The following is a 26,289-nucleotide window of genomic DNA, read 5'->3' on the forward strand; positions in this document are numbered from 1 at the left end:
ACATCAGCCCCCCCCGCGCCGTCACCTTCACCGCGAGTGGTCCGCCAGTGACAGCAGCAGGTGGGCCGACTCCGGGCGCACGTGGTCGGAGTGGGCGCCCGCCGGGCCCCGGCCGTGGGTGAAGACGGTGCTCGCGTCGACGCTGACGAAGCGGTGGTCGAGGGCGGCGTGGGGGTACGGCTCGTCGGTGGGGTGCATGCGGATGGCTGAGACGGGTGCGGGGGCCGTGCCGATGCCCGCGTAGCCGATGCCTGCACGTTTCTCGGCCCGCAGGTGCCAGAAGCCGGTCGCGCGGTCGTGTTGTGAGTACGTCGCCACCACCGGGCCGCGCAGCGGTGCCCCGGCAAGCGCGGTGAACGTGGCCGCGAAGGCGTCCCGGGCCGCCGCCATCTGCAACAGCAGCATCGAGTCGACGGTGAACGGCCGCCCCGGCGGCGCGGGCGTGCTCCAGCCCAGCGTCCCGCCCGGCGGCGCCGCCGCCCACTGCACCGCCTCGCACAGCAGGCGGCAGCCGAACGAGTGCCCGACGAGGTGCAGGTACTGGCCGCCGCGCCCCGCGAGGACGGGGGTGGCGCGCGGGTCGCCCCGGTGCGCGTCCAGATAGCCCAGGAGCTGCGCGATCACACGGGCCGCGTGGCCCTCGGTGCCCATCGCGTGGGCGCGGTCCCGGATGCGACGGTAGCCGCCGAGGGACGGCAGGGAGCGCGACGGCCACCGGACCAGGACCGGCCACGGGGCGAAGTCCCGGTGCGCGGGGGCGTCCTCCCGAAGCCGCCCGGAAGCGTCCCCCCGAAGCCGCGGATACAGCTTCGCCCGCTCGACCCGCTGCGTCTCCACCAGGCCCATCAACGTCCGCAGCGCCCCCAGCGCCGACGCCTGCGAGGTCTGCCACCCGTGGACGTACACGACGATGTCGGTGGCCCACGGCGGTGGCGTCAGCCGCTGCGCGAGGTACGCGTCCAGGCCGGGCGGCGGCACGGGGCGCGGTCCTTCGCGGGTGGGCCGCAGGGGCCAGCCGGTCGCGTCGAGGTCGACGACGGCAACGGGATCGTCCTCGGTCACGCCGTGCGCTCCAATCGGCTGTCCATGCCGCTGTGCAGTGCGTACGCGAAGCCCAGCGGGTTGTGGCAGGTGTCGGCGAAGTGGCGGGACAGGGCGTGGGCGATGTCGCCCGCTGTTTCGTGGCCGGTCAGGTAGCGGGTGACGAAGGCGAGCGCGTACTCGGCGGCGAAGCGCTGGGGCATCTCGATCTGGGGGCCGAGGATGCCGCTGGCGCCCGCGTCGAACAGGGCCCGGCCGAGGTAGGCCAGGTCGGCGTTGCCGGGGAGCCCCGCGTAGCAGGCGTTGAGCAGGACGAAGGGGCGGAACGGCACGCAGGAGTGCGGGGGCGGGCGGTGGGCGCGCAGGCTGTGCGCGTCGATGGCCCGCTGGTCGGTCAACTTCAGGACGAGGTACGGGGGTTCGTCGCCGGACGCGGTGAAGTGGCCGTGGCACCAGAAGTACATCAGCTGCTCGTCGAGGAGGGTGTCGCCGAGGGCGCGTTCCAGCTGGTCGCGGGTGGTGCGCTCGACGAGGTCGCCGCCGTCGGCGAGGGCGGTGGCGACGTCGGCGGCCCGGGTCAGGCCCTGTGCGTCGACGCCCGTGTCGTGGTTGAGGCTGACGGTGGGGGCGGAGCGGGGCGGCGGGTCGCGGTCGTCGGCGACGCGGGCGTACGCGTTGCCGCCGGTGTGTTCGAGCTGGTGGCGGTAGCCGAGGAAGCGGCCGAACAGGCTCTCGGGGCCCGGCCCCGGGTCCTCGTCCGGAGCGGCGGGCAGGCACAGCATCGGCCACGGCAGGTACAGGTCCGAGTGGAAGCGGACCCGCAGCGGCCGGTCGCTGCCGAGGACGTCCGTCAGGAAGCCGCGGAAGAGCTTCAGCTCCTCGGACTCGCCGCCGAGGAGGACGTCGTACAGCAACTGGGTGCCGTCCAGGGCAAGGCGGGCGAGCACGGCCCGCAGTTCGGCCGGGGGCCGGCCGGTCAGGTCGACGAGGGAGGCGTACGGGAGCGGGGTGCGGCCGACCGCGGGGCGGCCGGCCTCGTCCACCGGCTGGAGCGCCACGAACTCGTCCTTCCACACCTGCCGCAGCCGCGCCGCCACCGAACGGACCTCGCGGGGGCGGACGTTGAGCGTGACCGTGTGCTCGGAGCCGCTGAGGGAGGGCACCGCGGGGCCGTACATCCGGGCCTGCACGGGTTCGTCCTCGCGGCGTGCGTCGAGGCCGACGACCAGGTCGGGGTGGCGGATCACATGCCGGGGGAGACGGGTGAAGCCGAGGCTGGGGTCGTGCGTGACGCGCGTCGGGAGTTCGTGGGCCATGGGTCCTAGGCCCTCCGCAGCGCTTCGGGCGACAGGGCGTCCCGCGGGCCGCTCTCGCCGTCGGTGACGTCGATGTACGTCTCGACCTGCTGGAGGACGGTCGCCGTCGCGGAGTCCTCGATGGTGAAGAGGAGGCGGTGGCGGCCTGCCCGGCGGGGGGTGAAGAGGAATTCGGCGCCGTCCTGCTCGCGGGGCGAGGGCTTGATGGTCACCGCGTGCGCGGGCTCGACGTCGGCGGCCGTGAGGGGCGTGGCCCGGGCGGTCAGCCAGGGCAGGTCGGGGGCGCGGGTCGACCAGGGGTGCTCGGGGCCCGGTTCGACGTGCAGGGCGATGCGGGACGCCGTACCGGCGGTGGATTCGTCGTCGAGGAGGGTGAGGCGGACGTAGGAGAGCGTGGTGGGGAAGGGGGTGCCGAGGTCGGGGGCGCCTGGTTCGCGGATGAGGTGGCGGGCGGTCAGGGGGATGTGCTCCGGGCGGTGGCTCGGGTCGAAGGTGTTGGCGCGCAGCGACATGGCCCACCGCTGACCATAGGAGTCACCGATGGCCTCGAACCGGCGCTCGGCGTCCCGGTAGACCTCCACCTCGGCCCTGGCCAACGAACGTGCCCCCTTCCGCCGCAACAGCCGCGCCAGCTCCAGGGTGTTCCAGGCCTGGCCGTGGAGGCAGCCGGAAAGTCGGAAGCCTTCCATCGCCGATTGGAGCTGCGCCTCCGCCGTCGGTGAGGTCGCACGACTGGCGAACGGCAGGAGCGCGCGACAGTGTTGAGCCCAGGCGGCGCCCAGCTGGTCGGGAACGTTGAGCAGTTCTCGTTCGGCGGAGCACGCCAGAGGCGTGGCCCCCTTCCGGTCGCCGGAAGCCTCGTGAGCCACGGCGAGATACAGGTACGTCCACCCCTTGCCGCGCGCGTCACCGTTCGCCAGGTGGAGACCGAGCGCCTTGTGCAGCTGGTGAAGGGCCTCGGCGTGGCTCCCGAACAGCGTCTGGTTCCTGCCGAGTTCGGTCTCCGTCCAGGCCTGGCCCTGGTGGTCACCGAGCTCCATGAACATGTGCCGGGCGGCCTCAAGGCGCTTCTGTGCCTCCTCCAGGTCGCCGCGCAGCATCCGCAGTCGCCCGTAGTGGTGAATGGCCCAGGCTTCGCCGCGCGCATCCCCTCGTACCTGATGGGCTTCGACGGCGCTGCGCAACAGCCGGTCGACGCCGTGGAGTTGGCCCGTGTCGCACTGGACGGCGGCGCGGGTGTGCAGCACCCAGCCGTCCGGCGGTACGGCGTCGGGGATCGCGTCGAGCGCGGCTGCGGCCTCGTGCAGCAGGCCCAGGCGGTGGTGGGTGATCGCCGTGTGGACGGCGGCGCGCGAGGAGTCGAGGGCGGCGAGGGCTTCCAGGGCGGGCAGGGGGCTGCCGGTATCCCTGGCGGAGGCGGCCGCCACGAGCTTCAGCGACTCCCAGTCGCCCGTCGCGTGCCAGTGGGACTGCTTGAGCCGCAGCAGCCTGAACAGGCCCTGTCGACCCATCAGCTGAGGTTCGAGTCGATCGAGCAGCGCGGCGGCCGTCTCCGCCGACCCGGCGCGGGTGAGGCGTGCCACGAGGTCGACGTACGCGTCCGCGCCGTCGCGCGGGTCGGCGGAGCCGTCAAGCACCGCCTTGGCGAGATCGAGATCCGGGTGGGGGAGGGCGGCCCCTGTGCGCTGGTCCGGGCGCAGGCGGTACCAATCGTGCCGCGTGGCCCGGAGCAGCCCGCTCGCGTACAGGTCCCGCAGCGCCCTCCGGACCTGACCGACGGGCTGCGACCGCCCCGTGCGCAGCCTGGCTGCCACCGGTGCGTTGACCTCGTCGCCCTGCCAGCGTTCAAGTGACTTCAGCAGCGTCCGGGCCAGTGTGCCGATCTCGGGTGCATGGCTCTCCGGGCCATCCGTCACCTCGTAGGCGATCAACGGCACCACGGGTGCCTCGTGCACGGCCTCGGAGACGGCCAGGACCCGGGAGCCCGTGCCCGCCACAAGCCAGTGGACCACGCGCAGCAGATCGAGCCCGGGCTGTCCGGCGGGCAGTCCGTCGAGCACCACCAGGCGGCGCCCGTGCCGCAGAATTTCACGGCACGGCCAGGTCAGCGCCTGTTCAAGCCCGGCGGGTTCGGCCAGCACCAGGTCGTACAAGGAACGCGGAGGGCGGCCGTCGAGCAACTGCTCCACGAGCGGCAACAGGACGAGGTCGGGCGTGGTGCCCACGGCGCCGAGCGGCAGCCAGCAGGGTGTGAACCGCGCCGCCTCGTCCGCCGTGTCCCGCGCCAGATGCGCAAGCCGGACAGCCAGCCGATACGTCCCGGCGCCCGGTGCCCCGTACAGCTCCAGGATCGCGGGGTTCCAGCCGCCGGGCTGGAGGAAAGCCCGCAGCGCGGGCGGCAGCTCCGCCACCTCACGAGGCCCGTCGTACGGCGACAGGTCGTCCGGCAGCCACCCCTCCACGTACCCCACCCCCCGCCCCTGTTCCCCTCAACTCCCCACTATGGCGCCCCGCTCAGGGCGTGGTCACCGAAACCCCCATGATCTCCCTGGCGTGCCGGTCCGGCGTCATCCCGAGCCGCCACGCCTGCCACCCCGCGTCCAGCTCGGCGCCGCGCTCCAGGAGCAGCAGGTACGCCTCGACGTACTGGTCGAGCTTGCCGTCGCGCAACGGGTGGACGGCGCGGGCGAGTTGGACCAGCTCTTCCTGGGCGACCGCCGTGCCGATCTCCCAGCCGCCGGGGGACGCGTAGGGCAGGAGCGTGGCGCGCAGGAAGTGGGCCCAGTCCTCGCCGCGGCGGTCGCCGTAGGAGGCGAAGAGGGCGATGGCCTCGTCGCAGAGGGAGAGGGCCGCCTGCGTGCGGGCGTTGCCCGCGTCGACGACGGCCAGCTCCAGGCACGTCCAGGCCTCGCCGTGGGCGACCCCGATGCGCTGGAAGTCGGCGCGGGCGTCCATCAGGAGCTGGCGGGCGAAGCCGGAGTTGCGCAGGGAGCCGGTCTGGGCGGCGCGCTGGTCGCGGGTGACGCGGGCCGAGTGGTGGCGGGCGCAGGCGAGGCCGTAGACGTCCCGCATGCGGGAGAACATCGTGCGGGCCCGCTCCAGGTCGCGGACGGCCTGTTCGAGGTTGCCGGTCTCCTCCAGGGCCTGGCCGAGGTAGTACAGGGACCAGGCCTCGCCGCGGGCGTCCTCGTTGTCGCGGTGCCGGGAGACGGCCTGGCGCAGGCTGTCGACGGCGGGCGCGGGGTCGCCCGCGACGAGCCGGGCGCGGGCGAGCTGGGTGAGGGCCCAGGCCTCGCCGCGGGCGTCGCGCGTGCTGCCGTACAGGTCGAGGGCGCGCCGCAGCTCCTCCTCCGCGCGCGGCACGTCGCCCTTGCGCAGGCACACCTGGCCGAGCTGGAAGTGGGCCCAGGCCTCGCCGTGCACGGACTCGCTCTCGCGGTGCAGGACCAGGGCGGTGCGCAGCATGTCCTCGGCCTCGCCGAGGCGGGACCGGTCGCGTTCGACGGCGGCCAGGGCGTGCAGGGTCCAGGCGCGGTCGCCCGCGAGCTGCTCGGACACCTGGAGGTCCAGGGCCTCGCGCAGGCGGGCGGCGGCCTCGGACAGATTGCCCTGGTGGTGCAGGGTGATGCCGAGGGAGCCGAGCGCGCGGGCCGCGCCCGCGTCCTGGTGGGCCTCGAAGTACAGGTCGACGACGGACGACAGGGTGGAGCGGGCCTGGTCGAGGTCGCCGATCTGGCGGGCCGCGATGCCGGTGCGCCACTGCACGCTGCGCTCCATCCGGCCCCGCCCCGCCGCGCCCCCGGCGGCCGTGCTGCCCTGCTCCAGCTTCTCCAGGGACTGCGCGAACTCGCTGATCTCGCCGAGGCGGTAGAGGTCGCCGCGCAGCAGGCAGTAGTCGCACAGGGCGCCGAGCAGATTGAGGACGGCCTGCGGGTCGACGCCCTCGGCGTGCCGCAACGCCGCCGTGATGAAGCTCGACTCGTCGTCGAGCCAGCGCAGCGCGGAGTCCAGGGACGTGAAGCCGTGCTGCCCGAAGTGGTCGGCGCGGGTGGAGGTCTTGCCGTCGACGAGGCGGATCACGGAGTCGGCCAGCTCGCCGTAGCTGACGATGAGACGTTCCTGCGCGGCGGTGCGCTCGCCGGGCTCCTCCTCGTCGGCGAGCCGGGCCTGGGCGAAGGAGCGCACGAGGTCGTGCAGCCGGTAGCGGTCGCCGCGGACGTGGTCGACGAGGCCCGCCCGGGACAGCGCGGTGAGCTGGCGGCCCGCCTCGGCCTCGTCGGTGGCGAGCAGCGCGGCGGCCGCGGCCGCGCCGAGTGAGGCACGGCCCGCGAGCGCGAGGCGGCGCAGCAGGCGGCGCGCGGGCTCCGCCTGGTCGGCGTAGCGCAGCGAGAGGGCGCGCTCGACGGGGGCGAGGGGCCCGTACGCGGAGAGGTCGTTGACCAGCTCCAGCGGGGTGCGCGGCCCGAGTGAGGACCCGGCGGCGCGCAGCGCCAGCGGAAGGCCGCCGCACAGGTCCCGCACGGTCTCCAGGGACGCCGCGTCGTAGGGCCCGGTCAGCTCCTCCGCCGAGGTGCGCAGCAACTGCTCGGCGCCCGCCGCGTCCAGCTCCGCCACGGGCAGCTGGTGCACCCAGGCGGGCAGGTCCTCGGGCAGGTCGAGGGGTTTGCGGGCGGTGACGAGGACGAGGCTGTCGGAGCGCTCGGGGATGAGGGTGCGGACCTGTTCCGGGTCGCAGGCGTCGTCGAGGACGACGACCACCTCAAGGCCCGTCAGATACTGGTGGTAGATCTCGCTGAGTCGTCTGAGCTGCTGTTCCTGCGTGGAGCGCTCACGGAACAGAAGCTGTTCGCGGGGCGCGCCGAGGCGGTTGAGAAGGTGCAGGAGCGCGTCGCGGGTCGACAGGGGCGGGGTGTCGGGGCTCTCGCCGCGCAGGTCCACCAGGCAGGCCCCGCGGAACTGGTCCTTCACGTCGTGCGCGGCCCGCACGGCGAGCGAGGAGCGGCCCGCGCCGGGCGCTCCGTGCAGCACGACGACCGTCGGCTTGGTCTGGGTGCTGGCGCGCGCCGCGTGCACCCACTGCGCGATCCGGCCCAGCTCGGCCCGCCGCCCCGCGAACGTGCCGCCTGGCTGCGGCAGTTGGGCGAAGGACTGCTCCAGGACGGTACGCCGCCGGGCCGCCGCGCTCTTGTCGGTGCGGCGCAGCTGCGGCGCCGGCTTCTTCTGCCCGCCGCTGCCGCCGGTCACCCCGGCGCCGCTCGCGGCGTTGAAGACCCGCTGCTGGTCGAGGAACGGCCGGATCCCGCGCACCTCCAGGGCCGTCAGCCACTGGAGCCGCAGCTGCTCGGGCCCGCCCGGCTGGCTCACCGCGCCCGCGTGCCGCTGCGCGGCCGGGACGTGCGACGCGGTCACCTTCACCACCGTCGCGGCGGCGCCCGCCACCGCGACCGCCGCGCCCGCGCCGAGGGCCGTGCCGCCGCCCGTGCCGAGCGCGAGGTCGGCGGCCGTGGCCGCGACGGCGGCGACGGCCACGACGAGCAGCGGCGTGCCCGCGCCCTCCTTCGCGTACCGCTGGCCGAAGGTGAGCTGTCCGGCCGCCGCCTCGTCCAGGGCCCGCGTGTACGCCTCGTACTCCTCCGCCGCCGTCTGCGCCATGGCGTCGAGCGCGCCGCGCGCCCGCGAAAGGAGCACCCCGCCGTCCGTGCGCCCACCGGTGCGCCGCACCTCCTCCTCGACCGCCCGTGCCAACAGCCGCTCGGCTTCGGCCCGATGGCTGTCCCGCATGTGGTCCCCCTCCGAGAGCGGCACGTGCCGTCGGCACGTGTCCGTGCGTGTGCCCCGTGCAGGGGTACGTCTGCCCCGTACCTCTACATGTACGTGTCAGTGTCCTGCGTACGGGGCGTCGGCGCGAGGGAGTCGGCGGATCAGGGGCCGGTGTGCGCGAGGATGGAGCCATGCCGAACCGACTGGCCCATGAGACGTCCCCCTACCTCCTCCAGCACGCCGACAACCCCGTCGACTGGTGGCCCTGGTCGGCCGAGGCGTTCGCCGCCGCCCGGGAGCGCGGTGTGCCGGTGCTCCTCTCCGTCGGGTATTCAAGCTGCCACTGGTGTCATGTGATGGCGCACGAATCGTTCGAGGACGAGTCGACGGCCGCACTCATGAACGAGCACTTCGTGAACATCAAGGTGGACCGTGAGGAGCGCCCCGACGTCGACGCCGTCTACATGGAGGCCGTGCAGGCCGCGACCGGGCAGGGCGGCTGGCCCATGACGGTCTTCCTCACCGCCGACGCCGAACCCTTCTACTTCGGCACCTACTTCCCGCCCGAGCCCCGCCACGGCATGCCGTCCTTCCCGCAGGTCCTCGACGGCGTGCACCGGGCGTGGACGGACCGGCGCGACGAGGTCGGCGAGGTCGCCGCGAAGATCACGCAGGATCTGTCGGAGCGTCAACTGGCCTTCGGGGACGGCGGCCGGCCCGGCGAGGAGGAGCTGGCCCAGGCGCTCCTCGGCCTGACCCGGGACTACGACGCCACGCACGGCGGCTTCGGCGGCGCCCCCAAGTTCCCGCCGTCCATGGTCGTCGAGTTCCTGCTGCGCACCCACGCCCGCACCGGCTCCGAGGGCGCCCTGCAGATGGCCGCCGACACCTGCGAGCACATGGCCCGCGGCGGCATCTACGACCAGCTCGGCGGCGGCTTCGCCCGCTACTCCGTCGACCGCGCGTGGGTCGTGCCGCACTTCGAGAAGATGCTGTACGACAACGTGCTGCTGTGCCGCGCCTACGCCCACCTGTGGCGGACGACCGGATCGGACCTGGCGCGCCGCGTCGCCCTGGAGACGGCCGACTTCATGGTCCGCGAACTGCGTACCGACGAGGGCGGGTTCGCCTCCGCCCTGGACGCCGACAGCCCCGACGCCACGGGCAGGCTCGTCGAGGGCGCGTACTACGTCTGGACGCCCGCGCAGCTGCGCGAGGTCCTCGGCGAGGACGACGGCGGCCTCGCCGCCGCGTACTTCGGCGTGACCGAGGAGGGCACCTTCGAGGAGGGCGCGTCCGTCCTCCAGCTCCCCCGTGGAGAGGACGGCGCCGTCGCCGACGCCGACCGGATCGCCGGCATCCGCGCCCGCCTCCTCGCCGCCCGCGCCGAGCGGCCCGCGCCCGCCCGCGACGACAAGGTGGTCGCCGCCTGGAACGGCCTCGCCATCGCCGCGCTCGCCGAAACCGGCGCCCTCTTCGACCGCCCCGACCTGGTCGCCGCCGCCGTCGCCGCCGGTGACCTGCTCGTCCGCCTCCACCTCGACGACCGCGCCCGGCTCGCCCGCACCTCCAAGGACGGGCACGTCGGCGCCAACGCCGGGGTCCTGGAGGACTACGCCGACGTCGCCGAGGGCTTCCTCGCCCTCGCCTCCGTGACCGGCGAGGGCGTGTGGCTGGAGTTCGCCGGGTTCCTGCTCGACCACGTCCTCGCGCAGTTCGTCGACGCGGAGTCCGGGGCCCTCTACGACACGGCGGCCGACGGCGAACGGCTCATCCGGCGCCCGCAGGACCCCACGGACAACGCGGCGCCCTCCGGGTGGACCGCGGCGGCGGGCGCGCTCCTGTCGTACGCGGCCCAGACCGGCGCGACGCCCCACCGGGAGGCGGCCGAGCGGGCGCTCGGCGTCGTCGCGTCCCTCGCGCCGCGTGCGCCGCGGTTCATCGGCCACGGGCTCGCCGTGGCGGAGGCCGCGCTCGACGGGCCGCGCGAGGTGGCCGTCGCCGGGGAGGTCGGCGGCGCCCTGCACCGCGTCGCACTCCTCGCGACCGCGCCCGGCGCCGTCGTCGCCGCGGGGCGCCCGGACGGCGAACTCCCGCTGCTCGCGGGGCGGTCGCTGGTGGACGGCGAGGAGACGGCGTACGTGTGCCGGGGGTTCGTGTGCGACCGCCCGACAACGGACGGGGAGGAGCTGGCGCGGGCCTTGGGGGTGTCCCGGTAGCGGCCCCGGCCGACTTGGGCTGTGGGCGCTGCCCGCCCTGGGCCGCGCTCCCGCCCACCCCGAGCCCCCGGCCCCGATCCGTCAGCGGCCCGTCAGCGCCCCCCGGCCAGGATCGACCGCCATCGGCACCCTTTGATGGAGGTCCCATGGCAGTCAGCCGTCGCACCCTGCTGCGTTCCGCCGCAGTCGTCGTACCGGCGCTCGCGATCGGGGGCGCGCTGCCCGGCGCGGCCTCGGCGGCGGGCGCGGCCCAGGCGCAGTGGCAGGTCTTCCCGGTCGGCGGGTCGGGGGGCGGCTACGCGTTCAACCGGCTCGGTCTCGCCCCGGACGGCGGCGCACTCGCGCTCGCCACGTACGTCACCTTCGACGGGCAGACCACTCAGTACGAGCCGGCTGCCTTCGGGTTCGACGGGAAGGCCTGGGAGTCCTACCGGCACAGCCGCTTCCCCGAGGGCACCAGACCCCTGAACGGCCTGTCCGTCGAGGCGGGCGGCGCCTGGGGCGTGGGCCTGAGGTGGAACAGGCAGCCGATGCGGGACGACGCCCAGATCCTGTACTGGAACGGCAGCACGTGGACCGACCGGACCGCGGGGGCCGCCATCGGCGAACCCCATGACGTCGACGGGACCGGCGCCGACGTCTGGGTGGTCGGCGGCGCGAAGCACCCGGCGACCGGGGCGGTCGCGCTGCGCCGCAGCGGCTCGGGCTGGGCCCCGGTCGCCCTGCCCTCCGGGCTCGGCGCGGGCGCCCGGCTGCTCACCGTGCGGGTCGAGGCCGCCGACGACGTCTGGGTGGGGGGCTTCACGGCCGCCGAGGCCTTCGGGAGGCGGACGCCGTTGGTGCTGCACTGGAACGGCTCGTCCTGGAAGCGGCTGCCCAACCCCTTCGGCACGGCCGACGGGCAGGTGTCCTCGCTGCTCGTGCACGACGGCGTGCTGTGGGCCGGGGGCTTCACCGGCCCCGGCGTCGGCGGTGGGGTCGGCGACCGTGCCGCCGTGGCCGCGTGGAGCGGCAGCGCGTGGTCGGCGCGGCACCCGGCGGGCCAGGAGGCCTCCGAGGCCACGCAGTTGGCGGTGTACGGCACGGAGGTGCGGGTCGCGGGCAGGGGCACGCCGCTGCAGCGCTGGACCGGCGGCACCTGGGCGGCGGCGGCCGGGCCCGAGCCGGAGCCGCTGACCGTGGGCGCACTGGCCTCGGGCCCGGACGGGGCGCTGTGGCTCGGCGGCAGCACGGAGGGCGGCGGGTCGTACTTCTTCGCGCGGCTTCCGGCGGGTTCTTGACCGCGGCGGCTCCCGGGGGCCTCCTGACCGCGGCGGCTTCCGGGCGCGGGATCAGCCCGGCGGCAGCGCGACCGTGCCCTCCGACGCCGCGACGGCCTGCCGGACGATGGACTGGAGGCGTTCGTGGTGGGCGCCCCGCCAGTACACGCGGGCGCAGTCGCCGCACTCCGCGAACACGTCGTACGTCCCCCGGGTGCCGCCTTCGAGCCGCTCCGCCACGTCCTCCTTGGTGGCGGCCCGCAGCGTCCCGTTGCAGGCCGTGCAGCGCGTCCACGGCCTGAGCGGCGGCGCGAACCGCTCCAGGACGTCGCTGAGCTGGTCCTCGGGCCGGTCGCTGTAGACGTACGCGCCCGCCCACAGCTCGCGGCGGCGCAGCAGCCCCCGGTCCCGGCTCAGGAGCACGCGGCGCTCGGCGGCGGACCGGGCGGCGAGCGCGGGGTCGCCGATGTCCGTGCTCTCGTACGCGGTGTCGACGCCGAGCAGCCGCAGGCGCCGGGCGAGGGTGCCGAGGTGTACGTCGAGGAGGAAGCGCAGGGGCTCCTCGGGGGGCTGCTCGTCGGGGCGCACCCGCTGCGGCCGCGGCACGCACCGCACCTCGACGCGCTGCCCCGCGGCGGGCACGTGCCCGACGGGGACCTCGTGGCCGTCCACGACGAGCGCGCCGACCTCGGTGAGGGGGACGCCGAGCGACTCCACGACGTGCCCCAGGGAGGACGCGCCGTCGGTGACGGCGGTGGTGGTGCGGCCGCGCCGGTCGTGCGGGACGAACAGGGCCAGGTCTGGGGCGAAGTCGATGAGGATCTCCGGACCGTTCATGCGGCCCAGCATGGCAGGTTCTGGCGGGGCGCCCTTGGGTTTACGGCTTGCCGCTGTCGGCTGGGGCTGCGCCCCTCTCCCCCCCTGTTGGCGCTTCGCGCCTCGTCCTCAAGCGCCGGACGGGCTGGACCGTCCTCCTGTTCGCTCAGACGTGCGGGTCAGAACCCCTCGTCATGCACCCCACCGTGCCCTGCGCCCCGTCATGCCCCGCGACCTCACGCGTGCTGGTACGCCACCAGCGAGATCCCCACGTAGTGCACCGCGAACGCCGCCAGCGTGAACGAGTGGAAGACCTCGTGGAAGCCGAACCAGCGGGGGGAGGGGTTGGGGCGTTTGAAGCCGTAGACCACGCCGCCGACGCTGTAGAGGAGGCCGCCGACGATGACGAGGACCAGGACGGCGATGCCGCCCGTGCGCAGGAAGTCGGGGAGGAAGAAGACGGCTGCCCAGCCCATGGCCAGGTAGCAGGGGGTGTAGAGCCAGCGCGGGGCGCCGACCCAGAAGACGCGGAAGACGATGCCCGCGGCGGCGGCCGCCCAGATGCCCCACATCAGCCACTGGCCCTTGGCGTCGGGCAGGAGCAGGAGGGTCAGGGGGGTGTACGTGCCCGCGATGATCAGGAAGATGTTGGCGTGGTCGAGCCTGCGCAGGACGCCGTCCGCGCGGGGGGACCAGTTGCCGCGGTGGTAGAGCGCGCTGACGCCGAACAGCAGGCACGCCGTGAGGACGTAGATCCCGCACGCTATGCGGCCGCGGGTGGAGTCGGCGAGTGCCGTCAGGAACAGGCCCGAGACCAGCACCGCGGGGAACATCCCGGCGTGCAGCCAGCCGCGCAGCTTGGGCTTCACCGGCTGCACCGGCGCGGACGTCTCGGCCGCGGCCGGGTCGGAGCCGCCTGCGGGGGAGTTCACGAGCGCGTCGGGGACGGGTGAAGTCATGGGCGGCATCGTACCTACGCAACCGTAAGTTAGGTGTCAAAGGTGGCGTGGGCAGAGCTTACTAGTGGTGAGGCTCACGGTCACAGGGTGCGGGGGTGCCCGGATGGGGGACCCGGGGAGTGGCAATGCTCACGCCGCTCAGTTGTGAGGCACTCTGGACAGATGCGCATATGCGTCGGATGATCAAATGAGTGCGGTCGGCACCGGATGAGCGCCAGGAAGATCGAAGCAGTGAAGCATCCGGGTCGCAGCCCCCACGGGGCCCCAACCACAAAACCCTCGTATAGGAGCAATCGTGGCGCGCGATATCGCGGCTCCCCCGTCAGTGACGTCCCCGGGCACCGTCCCCACCGACCACCAGGCACTCGTGTCCTGGGTGAACGAGATCGCCGAACTGACCCAGCCGGACAGGGTGGTCTGGTGCGACGGCTCCGAGGCCGAGTACGAGCGCCTGTGCGAGGAGCTCGTGGCCAAGGGCACCTTCAAGAAGCTGGACCCGATCAAGCGGCCCAACTCCTACTACGCGGCCTCCGACCCGACCGACGTCGCCCGCGTCGAGGACCGCACGTACATCTGCTCCGAGAAGGAGGCGGACGCCGGGCCCACGAACCACTGGAAGGCCCCCGCCGAGATGCGGGAGGTCTTCTCCGGCACGGGCGGCGAGGGCGGCATCTTCCGGGGCTCCATGCGCGGGCGCACGATGTACGTCGTGCCGTTCTGCATGGGCCCGCTCGGCTCGCCGCTGTCCGCGATCGGCGTCGAGATCACCGACTCCGCGTACGTCGCCGTGTCCATGCGCACCATGACCCGCATGGGGCAGCCGGTCCTCGACGAGCTCGGCTCCGACGGCTTCTTCGTGAAGGCCGTGCACACCCTCGGTGCCCCGCTGGCGGACGGCCAGGCCGACGTGCCGTGGCCCTGCAACTCCACGAAGTACATCTCGCACTTCCCGGAGTCCCGCGAGATCTGGTCGTACGGCTCCGGCTACGGCGGCAACGCCCTGCTCGGCAAGAAGTGCTACGCCCTGCGCATCGCGTCCGTCATGGCGCGCGACGAGGGCTGGCTCGCCGAGCACATGCTGATCCTCAAGCTGACGCCGCCGCAGGGTGAGAGCAAGTACGTCGCCGCCGCCTTCCCGAGCGCCTGCGGCAAGACCAACCTCGCCATGCTGGAGCCCACGATCTCCGGCTGGACCGTGGAGACCATCGGCGACGACATCGCCTGGATGCGGTTCGGCGAGGACGGTCGCCTCTACGCGATCAACCCCGAGGCCGGCTTCTTCGGCGTCGCGCCCGGCACCGGCGAGCACACCAACGCCAACGCGATGAAGACGCTGTGGGGCAACTCCGTCTTCACCAACGTCGCCCTCACCGACGACAACGACGTCTGGTGGGAGGGCATGACCGAGGAGCAGCCCAAGCACCTCACGGACTGGAAGGGCAACGACTGGACGCCGGACTCCGAGGCCCCGGCGGCCCACCCGAACGCCCGCTTCACCGTCCCCGCGTCGCAGTGCCCGATCATCGCGCCCGAGTGGGAGGACCCCAAGGGCGTGCCGATCTCGGCGATCCTCTTCGGCGGCCGCCGCGCCTCCGCGGTGCCGCTGGTCACCGAGTCCCTCAGCTGGAACCACGGTGTCTTCCTGGGTGCGAACGTCGCCTCCGAGAAGACCGCCGCGGCCGAGGGCAAGGTCGGCGAGCTGCGCCGCGACCCGTTCGCCATGCTGCCGTTCTGCGGCTACAACATGGGGGACTACATGGCCCACTGGGTCAAGGTGGGCGCGGCCGCCGCGCGGACAGAAGGTGGTCAGGCGAAGCTGCCCAAGATCTATTACGTGAACTGGTTCCGCAAGAACGCGGACGGCAAGTTCGTGTGGCCCGGCTTCGGTGAGAACTCCCGCGTCCTGAAGTGGATCGTCGACCGTCTCGACGGGCGCGCCGAGGGCGTGGAGACCCCCATCGGCGTCCTGCCGACGCCCGCGTCCCTGGACACGAACGGCCTCGAACTGCCCGCCGCCGACCTGGAGTTCCTGCTCACGGTCGACAAGGAGGTCTGGCGCGAGGAGGCCGCGCTCGTGCCCGAGCACCTGAACACGTTCGGGGACCACACCCCGAAGGAGCTGTGGGACGAGTACCGCGCGCTGGTCGCCCGTCTGGGCTGACCCGACCGGTACCTGACCGGCACTCCGACCGGCATCCCGACCGGCATCCCGACCGGCAGATGACACCCGGGCCGCACGCCGCTGAGGCGCGCGGCCCGGGGTCGTTTCAGGCGGCGCCCACGAGGTGGGCGGCGGCCGCGTGCGCGTCCATGCGCTCGGCGGCCAGGATCGCCGCGCCGGTGTCGGCGCGGGACGCGGCCACCACCAGGGCGCGGCCCGCGAGGGCGTGCGCGCGCTGGTGCAGGCCGGACACGTGCGGCTCGTGGATGGCGGCGACCACGCCCGCGCGGACCGGCGGCAGGCCGCCGCGCAGCCGGGTCACCTGGGCCGCGAGCTGCTCGGCGGCGGCGTCGAGGCCGGGGGAGGGGGTGAGTCCGCGCAGCTCGTCGGTGACGGCGAGCAGCGCCGCGAGGTGTCCGGCGAGCTGGATGTCCAGCTCCTCCTCGCGGGAGCGGTGCGGGAAGTCGCCCGGGTCGGCCATGGCGTGGACCGACTTGGTGCGGATCGGCTCGTACATGAGAAGGCCTCCAGGCGGTTGCTTGAAAGCCATCCTAGCTTAGATTCTGTCTAAAGTTGAGTCGATCCTGGAAAGCGGGGGCGCGTCCGGCCGCGAGCGGGTTACGGCTGGCTGTAGCCGTCCAGGAAGCTGCCGATCCGGGTCACCGCGTCCGCCAGGTCCGGCGCCGTCGGCAGCGTCACCACGCGGAAGTGGTCGGGCTCGGGCCAGTTGAAGCCGGTGCCGTGGACCACCATGATCTTCTCGGCGCGGAGCAGGTCGAGGACCAGCCGGCGGTCGTCCTTGACCTTGAAGACCTTCGGGTCGAGCCGCGGGAAGAGGTACAGGGAGCCCTTCGGCTTCACGCAGGTGACGCCGGGGATCTGGGTCAGCAGGTCGTACGCCGTGTCGCGCTGTTCGAGCAGACGGCCGCCCGGGAGCACCAGGTCGTTGATGGTCTGCCGGCCGCTGAGCGCGGCGACCACGCCGTGCTGGCCCGGCATGTTCGCGCACAGGCGCATGTTCGCCAGGATCGTCAGGCCCTCGATGTACGAGGCGGCGTGGGCCTTCGGCCCGGAGACCGACATCCAGCCGACGCGGTACCCGGCCACGCGGTACGCCTTCGACATGCCGTTGAACGTGAGTGTAAGGAGGTCCGGGGCGACCGCGGCGGTCGGCGTGTGCGTCGCGCCGTCGTAGAGGATCTTGTCGTAGATCTCGTCCGAGCAGACCAGGAGGTTGTGGCGGCGCGCGATGTCGGTGAGGGCGCGGACCATGGCCTCGTCGTAGACCGCCCCGGTCGGGTTGTTCGGGTTGATGATCACCATCGCCTTGGTGCGGTCGGTGATCTTGCGCTCGATGTCGGCGAGGTCGGGCATCCAGTCCGCCTGCTCGTCGCAGCGGTAGTGCACGGCGGTGCCGCCGGACAGGGAGACCGCGGCGGTCCACAGGGGGTAGTCGGGCGCGGGGACCAGGACCTCGTCGCCGTCGTCGAGCAGGCCCTGCATGGCCATCACGATCAGCTCGGAGACGCCGTTGCCGATGAAGACGTGCTCGACGTCGGTCTCGATGCCGAGGGTCTGGTTGTGCATCACCACGGCGCGGCGCGCCGCGAGCAGGCCCTTCGCGTCGCCGTACCCATGGGCGTCGCCGACGTTGCGGAGGATGTCCTCCAGGATCTCCGGGGGGCACTCGAAGCCGAAGGCCGCGGGGTTGCCCGTGTTGAGCTTGAGGATGCGGTGGCCTGCGGCTTCCAGGCGCATCGCCTCCTCGAGGACCGGGCCCCGGATCTCGTAACAGACGTTGGCGAGCTTGGTCGACTGGATCACCTGCATCCCCCGAGGGTAGCTGGCGGGGGCGCCTTGGGTGGGGAGAGCTCGGTCACCTGTGCCCGTCGGCGGGTGCGGGTTCGTTGTGGTTGCTCGCGCAGTTCCCCGCGCCCCTTCGGGCGCTCCCCCTCGGGACTGCGTCCCTTTGGGGTGCCCTCCTTCAGGCCTGTTCTTGGCTGTACGCGGTCTTGTGGTGGTGCCCGTGGGGCCCAACAATGCGCATGACAAAAGAGGAGGGCCGAAGGACCTTCGGCCACTTCGTCATCCAGAGGGGACCCCCACATGAACAAGCCTCTCGTCGGAACCGCGCTCGCCGCCGTGCTTCTCGGTGCCGCGAGCGTGCCCGCGGCGGCCGTCAGCAATGACGCGCCGTCGTCCGACAAGCGGACGGCGGCCGCCGTCAAGGCGCCGGCGGCCAAGGCCGTGAGCTTCGCCGGCACCGTGGCGCTCAGCAACTGTTCCGGCTCCGTCGTCCGCGTACCGTCGTCGCAGCCGACCGACCCCGCGCTCGTGATGTCCAACGGGCACTGCCTGGAGACCGGTTTCCCGGCCCCGGGCCAGGTCATCGTCGACCGCGCCTCGTCCCGCAGCTTCACGCTCCTGAACGCGAGCGGCGGCAACGCGGGCACCGTGCGCGCCAGCAAGATCGCCTACGGCACGATGACCGACAACGACGTCTCGCTTTACCAGCTCACCAGCACCTACAAGGACATCGAGAGCCGGTACGGCATCAAGGCGCTCGAACTGGACTCCGCGCGTCCGACGCAGGGCAAGGCCATCACGGTCGTGTCCGGCTACTGGAAGCGGATGTACAAGTGCAACGTCGACGGCTTCGCGTACCGGCTCAAGGAGGGGCGCTGGACCTGGAAGGACTCGGTCCGCTACACCTCCGCGTGCCAGACGATCGGCGGTACGTCGGGCTCGCCGGTGGTCGACGACGCGACCGGCAAGGTCGTCGCCGTCAACAACACCGGCAATGAGAACGGCGAGCGGTGCACGGACAACAACCCGTGCGAGGTCGACCAGAACGGCAAGGTGACCGTCCGCCAGGGCATCAACTACGGCCAGCAGACGTACACGATCGTGCCGTGCGTCGGCGCGGGCAACAAGATCGACCTGAACCGTCCGGGCTGCACGCTGCCCAAGCCCTGACCCTCCCCGGGGCTCAGGTCTCGGTCCGGCGCACGGCACGTCCCGCGAGGACGTCCGTGCGCCGGCCGTCCTCGATCACGAACTCGCCGTCGATGAGGACGTGCGGGATGCCCACCGGCAGGGTGCGCGGCGCCTCGAACGTCGAGCCCGCCGCGACCGTGTCCGGGTCGAAGAGGACCAGGTCGGCGCGGTAGCCCTCGCGGACGATGCCCCGGTCGGGGAGCCGGAGGCGGGCCGCGGGGCGCGAGGTGAGGTGCGCGACGCACTCCTCCAGGGACAGCACCCCCAACTCCCGTACGTACCGGCCGAGATACTGCGGGAAAGTGCCGTACGCCCGCGGGTGCGGCTTGAAGCCCTGCAGGATGCCGTCGCTGCCGCCCGTGTGCACGGGGTGGCGCATGATCGCCCGGACGTTCTCCTCGTGGCCCACGTGCTGGAGGATCGTCGAGCCGAGCCGGTCGTTGATCAGCAGCCGTCGTGCCGTCACCCACGGCTCCTCGCCGCGCATGTCCGCCGACTGCTGGATCGTCTTGCCCACGCAGGACGCGAGGCCCGGGTCCGAGACGCCGGAGATCTCGATGGTGTCCCACTCGATGGGCACGCCGTGGCAGCCGTCCGCGCCGATGACCTCCATGTGGTGGCGGATCCGCGCCGCCGTGTCGTCGTCCTGGAGGCGGGCGAGGATCGCGTCCGGGCCGCCCTCGCTCGCCCAGCTCGGCAGCATCGCCACGAGGGTCGTGCAGCCGGGTGTGTACGGGTACGTGTCCAGGGTGATGTCGGCGCCGGCCGCGAGGGCGTCGTCCAGGAGCGCGAGGAGGTCCGGGGCCCTGCCCTTGTTCACGCCGAAGTTCATGGTGGCGTGGGCGAGGTGGAGGGGGCAGTCCGCGGAGCGCGTCAGCTCCACCATCTCCTGGTACGCCTCCAGGGCGCCCGCGCCGTAACTGCGGTGGTGCGGGCAGTAGTAGCCGCCGTGTGCCGCCACCACGCGGCACAGTTCGGTGAGTTCGGCGTCCTTCGCGTACATGCCCGGGGTGTACGTCAGGCCCGACGACATGCCGACGGCGCCCTCCCGCATGCCCTGCGCGACCAGGTCCTTCATCCGCTCCAGCTCGGCCGGGGCGGCCTCGCGGTCCTCCCAGCCCATCGCGAGCATCCGGACCGTGCCCTGCGGGATCAGGTACGCGGCGTTCACCGCGATGCCGCGGCCGCCGTGCGCCCGGTCCAGGCGGTCCAGGTACTCGCCGACGGTGCGCCAGTCGAAGTCGACGGAGGTGTCCCCGGGCGCGCCGCCGTTCCAGCCCGTGATGGCCTGGCGGACCTGGGTGAGGGTGGCGTCGTCCACCGGCGCGTACGACAGGCCGTCCTGGCCGATGACCTCCAGGGTGACGCCCTGGGCCGCCTTCGCGCTGTGGTCCGGGTCGCGGAGGAGGGCGAGGTCGCTGTGGGCGTGCATGTCGATGAAGCCGGGGCTGACGGCCAGGCCGTCGGCCTCCACCGTCCTCGTGCCCGCCGGTGCGGTCGGGCGGGGGCCCGTGCCCTCTCGGTGGATCTCCGTGATGCGGCCCTCTGCTATGGCCACGTCGGCTCTGTACGAGGCGTCGCCCGTGCCGTCGATGAGGCGGGCTCCGCGGATGACCAGGTCCATGGTGGGGTGCCTTTCTGGTGCGGGTGGTTGCGTCCTCGCGGGGGCGCCCCGGTCCCACCCCTTCTCCGAAACCGGGGCTGCGCCCCTGGACCCCGGGGGTGGGTGTCCCGTGGCGGGTGGGACAGTCCTCCCTCGAATCGGCGCTCCGCGCCTCGTCCTCAAACGCCGGACGGGCTGAAAATTTCCCCGGGGCGGGCTGGAAGGGGGGGGTGTGGGGCGGGCGGGAAGGCGCTGTGGGGCGGGCCTGATGGTGCCTACTGCCTGGTTGAACGAATGGTTTGGGCGGGTGGGCGGGAGAGAGCCCGTCCGGCGTTTGAGGACGAGGCGCGGAGCGCCGATATGAGGGTGCCCCTTTTGGGGCTGACGGTGCCGGGCTTCCGGTTGGCCGGTCCAAGGGTTCGGCGGGTGGGTGGGAGAGAGCCTGTCCGGCGATTGAGGACGAGGCGCGGAGCGCCGATCGGGGTGGCCCCGGCCCACCCGCACGAGGGCCGGTGGTCAGAAGTACGTGCGGATGTAGTCCGTGACCGTTCCGTCGGCCTCGACGAGGGGGATCAGCTGCCACTTGTCGAAGGACGTGCAGGGGTGGGAGAGGCCGAGGCCGACCCAGTCGCCGACCTCCAACTCCGCGCCGGAGGCGGTCCGCAGCCACCCGTGCTGGTCGGAGAGCCCGGTCACGGTGACCCCGTCGGCGCCGACCTCGGCCCCGTCGGCGCGCCGCACGACCTGCGCGGCGGGCAGGTCCAGGTCGTACGCGGCGTCCCGCTTCCCGGCGTTGACGAAGGCCTGCTCCGGCGTGGGACGCGAGACGACCTGCGCCCACAGCCGGAAGGCGGGCTGGAGGGCCCCCTCCGAGGGGACGCGGTTGAACGGGGTGAGATGCGCGTAGTGCCCGTCGTCGTGGGAGACGTACGCTCCGGAGCGAAGGAGCTTGAGGACGGGGAGGGAGAGCGCCGGGACGGAGGCGAACTCGTCGGCCACCGCGTCGAACCACGCAGACCCCCCGGCGCTGACGACGATCTCGTCGACCCCGCCGGACTTGAACCGCCCCGCCACGTCGAACTCCTCGGCGAGCGCGACGAGACGCCGCAGCCAGGCGTGCACCCGCTCGGGCGTGGCGTCCGGCACCTCCCCCTCGTACCCGGCGACACCGACGAGCCGCAGCGTCCCGACGGCGGCGACGGCGTCGGCGACGGCGGCGCAGTCGGCCTCGGTGCGGGCGCCGGTGCGGGCACCGTCACCGGCGGCGAGCTCGACGACGACGTCGACGGGACGCCGCGCGCCCGCCGAGCGCAGGGCGGCGTCCATCAGCTCGACGCCGCGTACGGAGTCGACGTAGCAGACGAAGCGGAAGCCGGGGTCGGCGTCGAGCTCGGCGGCGAGCCAGGCGAGGGCGGCCGCGTCGACGAGCTCGTTGGCGAGGAAGATCCGGGAGATGCCGAACGCGCGGGCCACGCGCACCTGGTGGGGCACGGCGAGGGTGATCCCCCAGGCACCGTGGGCGAGTTGGCGCTCGAAGAGCTGGGGGGCCATGGACGTCTTGCCGTGCGGCGCGAAGGCGAGGGCGTGCCGGGTGGCGTACTCCTCCATGAGCGCGAGGTTGTGTTCGAGGCGCTCGGCGGACAGGGCGAGCACGGGGGTGGTGAAGCCGCCGGTGAAGAGGTTGCGGCGCTGCGCGGCCAGCTCGCCGACGGTCAGCCCGTCGGCGTCCGGCGGCAGCGCCTTGAAGCGGTGGTCGATCCGCTCGTCGGCGAGGCGTGCGACGGCGTGCGCGCGGCGGTCGGCGGGGGCGGGCTTGTCGGCGGCCATGGGGCGCCTCCTCGGCTCTTCGGGCCCGTCAGCCTTGCGCTGCCCGAGCTCGTCGGTGTGGCTTCGCAACGCCCCCCAACGTGGGCGTTGCACAATATGCAACGTTCATTGCGTATGTCGCTTACTGCTGTCTAACATCCGAGCCAACGCCGGGTCAACGGATCCGGCGGGCGAGCGAAGCGAGCGAGAGGCTGACACCGACGTGACCCGAGCAGGCGCCGCCGGAGACACGAACTCCCTGGACACCGACGTGGTGGCGGTGGGCGAGTCCATGGTGACGTTCCTGCCCTCGCGCCCGGGACGGCTCGCCGACGTACCGTCCTTCGAGCGCGGCATCGGCGGCGCCGAGTCGAACGTGGCCTGCGCCCTGGCCGCCGCGGGCCACCGCACCCGCTGGGTCTCCCGCGTCGGCGCCGACGGATTCGGCGACCACCTGGTCGAGACGATCGGGCACTACGGCGTCGACACCTCCGCCGTCGGCCGCGACCCGCACCGCCCCACCGGCATCTACTTCCGCACCGCCGACGACCGCGGCACCGACGCCCACGAGGTCGTCTACTACCGCGCGGGCTCCGCCGCCTCCGCGATGTCGCCCGCGACCATGCCGTACGACGCCCTGTGGTCGGGCCGCGTCCTGCACCTCTCCGGCATCACCGCCGCCCTCTCCGCCGACTGCCTCGCCCTCGTCCGCGACCTGTGCGACCGCAAGCCAGGACGCCGCTCCCTGGTCTCCTTCGACGTCAACCACCGGCCAGGACTGTGGCGTGACGGCGACGGTGCCGACGTACTGCTCGACCTCGCGCGCGGCGCCGACCTCGTCTTCGTCGGCGAGGACGAGGCCGCGGCGGCCTGGGACGTCACCGGCGGCCCGGCCGCCGTCCGGGCCGCGCTCCCCGAGCCCGCCGTGCTCGTCGTCAAGCAGGGCGCCCGCGGCGCGACCGTCTTCGCCGCCGACCACGCCACCGGGTGCGACACCACCACCTTCGCGCCCGCCCTGAGCGTCGACGTCGTCGCCCCCGTCGGCGCCGGTGACGCCTTCGCCGCCGGCTTCCTCTCCGCGACCCTGCGCGGCCTGCCCGCCGAGCACCGCCTGCGCCACGGCCACCTGATGGCCGCCGCCGCCCTCACCGTGCCCGGCGACCTCGCGACCCCGCCGTCGCGCGCCCACGCCGACACCCTCGCCGCCCTGGACCCCGCCGACTGGGAGACACTGCGTCTCGGTCCCGGCTGGACGGCGGCCGATCCCACCCGGGCCACCGCCGTGGCCGACGAGGAGGTACGTACGTCATGAGCCAGACCGTCGACCGCGCCCTGTCGATCCTGCCGCTGCTCGCCGAGGGCCCCGCCGACCTCGGCCAGGTCGCGGAGCGCCTCGGCGTGCACAAGTCCACGGCCCTGCGCCTGCTGCGCACCCTGCACGAACACGGCCTGGTCTTCCGCCAGTCCGACCAGCGCTACCGCCTGGGCGCCCGGCTGTTCGCGCTCGCCCAGGAGGCCGTGGAGAACCTCGACGTGCGCGAGATCGCCCACCCCCACCTCCTCGCCCTGAACGAGAAGTGCGGCCACACCGTCCACCTCGCCGTGTACGAGGAGCAGGAGGTCCTCTACATCGACAAGGTCGAGAGCCGCTACCCGGTCCGCATGTACTCGCGCATCGGCAAGCCCGTCGCCATCACCGTCGCCGCCGTCGCCAAGCTGCTGCTCTCCGACTTCCCCGAGGCCGAGCGCCGCGCCTTCGCGGAGAAGCTCGACTATCCCGCGTACACCTCCCGTTCGACCCCCAACGCCGCCGCCTTCCTCAAGGAGCTCGCGCAGGTCCGCGAGCAGGGCTGGGCCACCGACCTCGGCGGCCACGAGGAGTCCATCAACTGCGTCGGCGCCCCCATCCGCGGCGCCGACGGCCGGGTCGTCGCCGCCATGTCGGTGTCCGCCCCGAACGTCGTGGTCACCGCCGAGGAACTCCTGCGCCTGCTGCCGCTGGTGCGGCGCACGGCGGAGGCCATCAGCAGGGAGTACTCGGGCCACGCCCCGGAGAAGTAGTACCCCGCGGGACCCGGCGTCCCGAGCCGCACCCAGCACCCGTAACACCCTGAAGGAAAGAGCAAGTTCATGAGCGAGAAGACGGCCCTCACCCCCGCCACCCACACCGCGCCGCCCGCGAAGTTCTCGCACGGCGTCAAGAAGGGCAACATCCTCCAGGTCGCAGGCCAGGTCGGCTTCCTGCCCGCCGAGGAGGGCAAGGCCCCCACCCCCGCGGGCCCCACCCTGCGCGAGCAGACCCTGCAGACCTTCGCCAACGTCAAGGCGATCCTCGAAGAGGGCGGCGCCACCTGGGACGACGTGATGATGATGCGCGTCTACCTCACGGACGTGGACCACTTCGCGGAGATGAACGAGATCTACAACCAGTACTTCGAGGAGCAGGGCCTCAAGGCCCCGGCGTCCGCCCGTACCACCGTGTACGTCGGCCTGCCCAAGGGCCTGCTCATCGAGATCGACGCGCTGGCCGTACTCGGCTGACCGCCGTCGCCATCGCGGGCTGAGGAGGGGGGAGGCCGCACCCGGCCTCCCCGCCTCCCGCCGCACCCCCCACCCCACGCAAGCCGCACGTCGTCACGGCGCCGCGCCCCATTCCCCCAAGCTCTCGGCTTCGCTCGAGCAGGGGGGACCCCCATCCGGGGCGCCGCGCCGCGATCCCCCCTGCCCAAGAAAGCCCCATGCACTTACGAGGTCAACGATGTCCCCGTCCTCCCCCGTGTCCGCGACGCTCGCGGCCACCGCCCCCGCGCAAGAGACCCCACCGCACACCGGCGGCCTGATGGCCCTGATCGACGGCACGGCGGGACTGCTGACCGTCGCGGCCCTCGGCATCCTGCTGCTCCTCTACCTGATCATCAAGGTCAGGCTCCAGCCGTTCGTGGCCCTCCTCGCGGTCTCCATAGCCGTCGGCCTGGCCGCGGGACTCTCCGTCACCGAACTCTTCGGCACCGTCCAGAAGTCGGACGCGGTCTCCCTCATCGAGTCCGGCATGGGCGGCATCCTCGGCCATGTCGCGATCATCATCGGCCTCGGCACCATGCTCGGCGCGATCCTGGAGGTCTCCGGCGGCGCCGAGGTGCTGTCCAAGCGCCTCCTCGACCTCTTCGGCGAGAAGCGCGCCCCCGTCGCCATGGGCCTGACCGGCCTCATCTTCGGCATCCCGGTCTTCTTCGACGTCGGCATCTTCGTCCTCGCGCCGATCGTGTACGCCGCCGCCAAGCGCAGCGGCAAGTCGATCCTGCTCTACTGCCTGCCGCTGCTCGCCGGCCTGTCCATGACCCACGCCTTCCTGCCCCCGCACCCCGGCCCCGTGGCCGCCGCGGGACTCCTGAACGTGGACCTCGGCTGGGTCATCCTCATGGGCGTCGTCTGCGGCGTCCCGGCCGTGCTCGCGGCCTGGGTCTTCGCCGCCTGGATCGGCAAGCGGATCTTCGTCCCCGTACCGCAGGACATGCTGGAGGCCTCCGAGGAGGCGAAGGCGGCCGTCGCCGAGGAGCAGCGCGCACAGGGCCTGACCCCGACGGAGGAGCCGGTCGCGCTGAGCACCGTCTTCCTGATCATCGGCACCCCGCTCCTTCTCATCCTGCTCGCGACGTTCTCCTCCATCGCCTTCGACCCGTCCACGCTCCGCAGCGTGATCGAGTTCTTCGGCCACCCCTTCGTCGCCCTGACGATCGCGCTCCTGATGGCGTACTACCTGCTCGGCATCCGCCGCGGCTGGTCCCGCAAGTCCCTGGAGACGGTGTCCACGGCGTCCCTGAAGCCGGTCGGCAACATCCTGCTCGTGGTCGGCGCGGGCGGCGTCTTCGGCGCCGTGCTCAAGGGCAGCGGCGTCGCGGGCGCCCTCGCCGACACCTTCAACGACGTGGGCCTGCCGGTCATCGTCCTCGCGTACCTCATCTCCCTGGTCCTTCGCGTGGCCCAGGGTTCGGCGACGGTCGCGATCGTCACCACGGCGGGCATCGTCGCGCCGCTGCTCGCCGAGGGCGACTACTCCCACGCCTTCACCGCCCTGGTCATCATGGCCATCTCCGCGGGCTCGATCTTCGCCTCGCACGTCAACGACGGCGGCTTCTGGATCGTGGCGAAGTACTTCGGCATCTCCGAGCGCGACACCCTGAAGACCTGGACGGTCCTGGAGTCGGTGCTCTCGGTCGCGGGGTTCGCGGTGGCGGCGGTGGTGAGCCTGTTCGTGTAGCCGTGGCTCCGGTGTCCGGCGGTACGTCACCGGATTCCGGCGGTACGTGAAGGGGGATGCGCGGCGACCCGGCCGCGCATCCCCCTTCACCTGC

Annotated in this window: 18 protein-coding genes; 8 read left to right on the top strand and 10 right to left on the bottom strand. The window is 73.1% G+C overall.

Translation table 11 applies throughout. The annotated features are described in order from the left end of the window. Positions 1-27 precede the first annotated feature (27 nt). Genes AB6L24_RS30370 through AB6L24_RS30385 form a run of 4 tightly spaced genes read right to left on the bottom strand, consistent with a single transcriptional unit; the run spans position 28 to position 8,138 of the window. Positions 28-1,062 (bottom strand): hypothetical protein, encoded by a 1,035-nt coding sequence (locus AB6L24_RS30370; protein WP_405660526.1) that lies wholly within the window; start codon positions 1,060-1,062, stop codon positions 28-30. Beyond that, positions 1,059-2,357 carry a CHAT domain-containing protein gene (locus AB6L24_RS30375; RefSeq protein WP_405660527.1) on the bottom strand — a complete coding sequence of 433 codons (1,299 nt, stop codon included), beginning with the start codon at positions 2,355-2,357 and terminating at the stop codon, positions 1,059-1,061. The genes AB6L24_RS30370 and AB6L24_RS30375 overlap by 4 nt, the downstream gene beginning before the upstream one ends. A 5-nt stretch (positions 2,358-2,362) precedes the next feature. Then, complete coding sequence (locus tag AB6L24_RS30380) at positions 2,363-4,828, bottom strand: hypothetical protein (protein WP_405660529.1); 2,466 nt, start codon at positions 4,826-4,828, stop codon at positions 2,363-2,365. A gap of 43 nt (positions 4,829-4,871) precedes the next feature. After that, the gene (locus AB6L24_RS30385) at positions 4,872-8,138 is read right to left on the bottom strand and encodes a tetratricopeptide repeat protein (protein WP_405660531.1); all 3,267 of its coding nucleotides are present in this window, start codon (positions 8,136-8,138) and stop codon (positions 4,872-4,874) included. A gap of 170 nt (positions 8,139-8,308) precedes the next feature. Here AB6L24_RS30385 and AB6L24_RS30390 point away from each other — a divergent pair, with 170 nt between their 5' ends. After that, positions 8,309-10,336, top strand: coding sequence for a thioredoxin domain-containing protein (locus AB6L24_RS30390; protein WP_405660535.1), 2,028 nt, complete (start codon positions 8,309-8,311; stop codon positions 10,334-10,336). 146 nt (positions 10,337-10,482) lie between these two features. Beyond that, complete coding sequence (locus tag AB6L24_RS30395; RefSeq protein ID WP_405660537.1) at positions 10,483-11,616, top strand: hypothetical protein; 1,134 nt, start codon at positions 10,483-10,485, stop codon at positions 11,614-11,616. Between the two features lie 51 nt (positions 11,617-11,667). Here AB6L24_RS30395 and AB6L24_RS30400 read toward each other — a convergent pair whose 3' ends face one another. Further along, positions 11,668-12,432, bottom strand: coding sequence for a Mut7-C RNAse domain-containing protein (locus AB6L24_RS30400; protein ID WP_405660540.1), 765 nt, complete (start codon positions 12,430-12,432; stop codon positions 11,668-11,670). Positions 12,433-12,647: 215 nt separating this feature from the next. Beyond that, positions 12,648-13,370 (bottom strand): hemolysin III family protein, encoded by a 723-nt coding sequence (locus AB6L24_RS30405; RefSeq protein ID WP_405660543.1) that lies wholly within the window; start codon positions 13,368-13,370, stop codon positions 12,648-12,650. Positions 13,371-13,665: 295 nt separating this feature from the next. Here AB6L24_RS30405 and AB6L24_RS30410 point away from each other — a divergent pair, with 295 nt between their 5' ends. Beyond that, positions 13,666-15,531, top strand: coding sequence for a phosphoenolpyruvate carboxykinase (GTP) (locus tag AB6L24_RS30410; RefSeq protein ID WP_405660545.1), 1,866 nt, complete (start codon positions 13,666-13,668; stop codon positions 15,529-15,531). A 106-nt stretch (positions 15,532-15,637) separates the two neighbouring features. On the opposite strand, the gene AB6L24_RS30415 is transcribed toward AB6L24_RS30410, so the two are convergent. Beyond that, entirely contained in the window at positions 15,638-16,048 is a 411-nt protein-coding gene (locus AB6L24_RS30415) for a hypothetical protein (RefSeq protein ID WP_405660547.1), read from the bottom strand. Positions 16,049-16,149: 101 nt separating this feature from the next. Continuing rightward, the gene (locus AB6L24_RS30420) at positions 16,150-17,361 is read right to left on the bottom strand and encodes a pyridoxal phosphate-dependent aminotransferase (RefSeq protein ID WP_405660549.1); all 1,212 of its coding nucleotides are present in this window, start codon (positions 17,359-17,361) and stop codon (positions 16,150-16,152) included. Between the two features lie 276 nt (positions 17,362-17,637). On the opposite strand from AB6L24_RS30420, the gene AB6L24_RS30425 reads away from it, so the two are divergent. Further along, positions 17,638-18,507 (top strand): serine protease, encoded by an 870-nt coding sequence (locus tag AB6L24_RS30425; protein ID WP_405660552.1) that lies wholly within the window; start codon positions 17,638-17,640, stop codon positions 18,505-18,507. A 13-nt stretch (positions 18,508-18,520) separates the two neighbouring features. On the opposite strand, the gene AB6L24_RS30430 is transcribed toward AB6L24_RS30425, so the two are convergent. Further along, on the bottom strand, positions 18,521-20,152 hold the full coding sequence (locus tag AB6L24_RS30430) for an amidohydrolase family protein (protein WP_405660553.1): 1,632 nt from the start codon (positions 20,150-20,152) through the stop codon (positions 18,521-18,523). Between the two features lie 495 nt (positions 20,153-20,647). After that, entirely contained in the window at positions 20,648-21,958 is a 1,311-nt protein-coding gene (locus tag AB6L24_RS30435; RefSeq protein WP_405660556.1) for an alanine racemase, read from the bottom strand. A 202-nt stretch (positions 21,959-22,160) separates the two neighbouring features. Between AB6L24_RS30435 and AB6L24_RS30440 the strand changes: the two genes are divergently transcribed. The 4 genes from AB6L24_RS30440 (at position 22,161) to AB6L24_RS30455 (ending at position 26,195) form a co-directional block, all read left to right on the top strand. Beyond that, entirely contained in the window at positions 22,161-23,249 is a 1,089-nt protein-coding gene (locus AB6L24_RS30440; protein WP_405660558.1) for a sugar kinase, read from the top strand. Then, the gene (locus tag AB6L24_RS30445) at positions 23,246-23,998 is read left to right on the top strand and encodes an IclR family transcriptional regulator (RefSeq protein WP_380844864.1); all 753 of its coding nucleotides are present in this window, start codon (positions 23,246-23,248) and stop codon (positions 23,996-23,998) included. Before AB6L24_RS30440 ends, AB6L24_RS30445 begins: the two co-directional genes overlap by 4 nt. A 69-nt stretch (positions 23,999-24,067) precedes the next feature. Beyond that, positions 24,068-24,478 (top strand): RidA family protein, encoded by a 411-nt coding sequence (locus AB6L24_RS30450; protein WP_380844867.1) that lies wholly within the window; start codon positions 24,068-24,070, stop codon positions 24,476-24,478. 217 nt (positions 24,479-24,695) lie between these two features. Next, on the top strand, positions 24,696-26,195 hold the full coding sequence (locus AB6L24_RS30455; RefSeq protein WP_405660561.1) for a GntP family permease: 1,500 nt from the start codon (positions 24,696-24,698) through the stop codon (positions 26,193-26,195). The last annotated feature ends 94 nt before the right edge of the window (positions 26,196-26,289 follow it).

This window comes from Streptomyces sp. RK9, assembly GCF_045070545.1.
In the GTDB taxonomy this organism is placed as follows: domain Bacteria; phylum Actinomycetota; class Actinomycetes; order Streptomycetales; family Streptomycetaceae; genus Streptomyces; species Streptomyces alboflavus.

What these genes read in the sequence shown, in the direction of transcription:
- AB6L24_RS30430 (WP_405660553.1), bottom strand. Translation starts at nt 20,152, where the DNA reads ATGGACCTGGTCATCCGCGGAGCCCGCCTCATCGACGGCACGGGCGAC.
- AB6L24_RS30385 (WP_405660531.1), bottom strand. Translation starts at nt 8,138, where the DNA reads ATGCGGGACAGCCATCGGGCCGAAGCCGAGCGGCTGTTGGCACGGGCG.
- AB6L24_RS30425 (WP_405660552.1), top strand. Translation starts at nt 17,638, where the DNA reads ATGAACAAGCCTCTCGTCGGAACCGCGCTCGCCGCCGTGCTTCTCGGT.
- AB6L24_RS30405 (WP_405660543.1), bottom strand. Translation starts at nt 13,370, where the DNA reads ATGACTTCACCCGTCCCCGACGCGCTCGTGAACTCCCCCGCAGGCGGC.
- AB6L24_RS30450 (WP_380844867.1), top strand. Translation starts at nt 24,068, where the DNA reads ATGAGCGAGAAGACGGCCCTCACCCCCGCCACCCACACCGCGCCGCCC.
- AB6L24_RS30455 (WP_405660561.1), top strand. Translation starts at nt 24,696, where the DNA reads ATGTCCCCGTCCTCCCCCGTGTCCGCGACGCTCGCGGCCACCGCCCCC.
- AB6L24_RS30415 (WP_405660547.1), bottom strand. Translation starts at nt 16,048, where the DNA reads ATGTACGAGCCGATCCGCACCAAGTCGGTCCACGCCATGGCCGACCCG.
- AB6L24_RS30445 (WP_380844864.1), top strand. Translation starts at nt 23,246, where the DNA reads ATGAGCCAGACCGTCGACCGCGCCCTGTCGATCCTGCCGCTGCTCGCC.
- AB6L24_RS30375 (WP_405660527.1), bottom strand. Translation starts at nt 2,357, where the DNA reads ATGGCCCACGAACTCCCGACGCGCGTCACGCACGACCCCAGCCTCGGC.
- AB6L24_RS30395 (WP_405660537.1), top strand. Translation starts at nt 10,483, where the DNA reads ATGGCAGTCAGCCGTCGCACCCTGCTGCGTTCCGCCGCAGTCGTCGTA.
- AB6L24_RS30420 (WP_405660549.1), bottom strand. Translation starts at nt 17,361, where the DNA reads ATGCAGGTGATCCAGTCGACCAAGCTCGCCAACGTCTGTTACGAGATC.
- AB6L24_RS30390 (WP_405660535.1), top strand. Translation starts at nt 8,309, where the DNA reads ATGCCGAACCGACTGGCCCATGAGACGTCCCCCTACCTCCTCCAGCAC.
- AB6L24_RS30400 (WP_405660540.1), bottom strand. Translation starts at nt 12,432, where the DNA reads ATGAACGGTCCGGAGATCCTCATCGACTTCGCCCCAGACCTGGCCCTG.
- AB6L24_RS30435 (WP_405660556.1), bottom strand. Translation starts at nt 21,958, where the DNA reads ATGGCCGCCGACAAGCCCGCCCCCGCCGACCGCCGCGCGCACGCCGTC.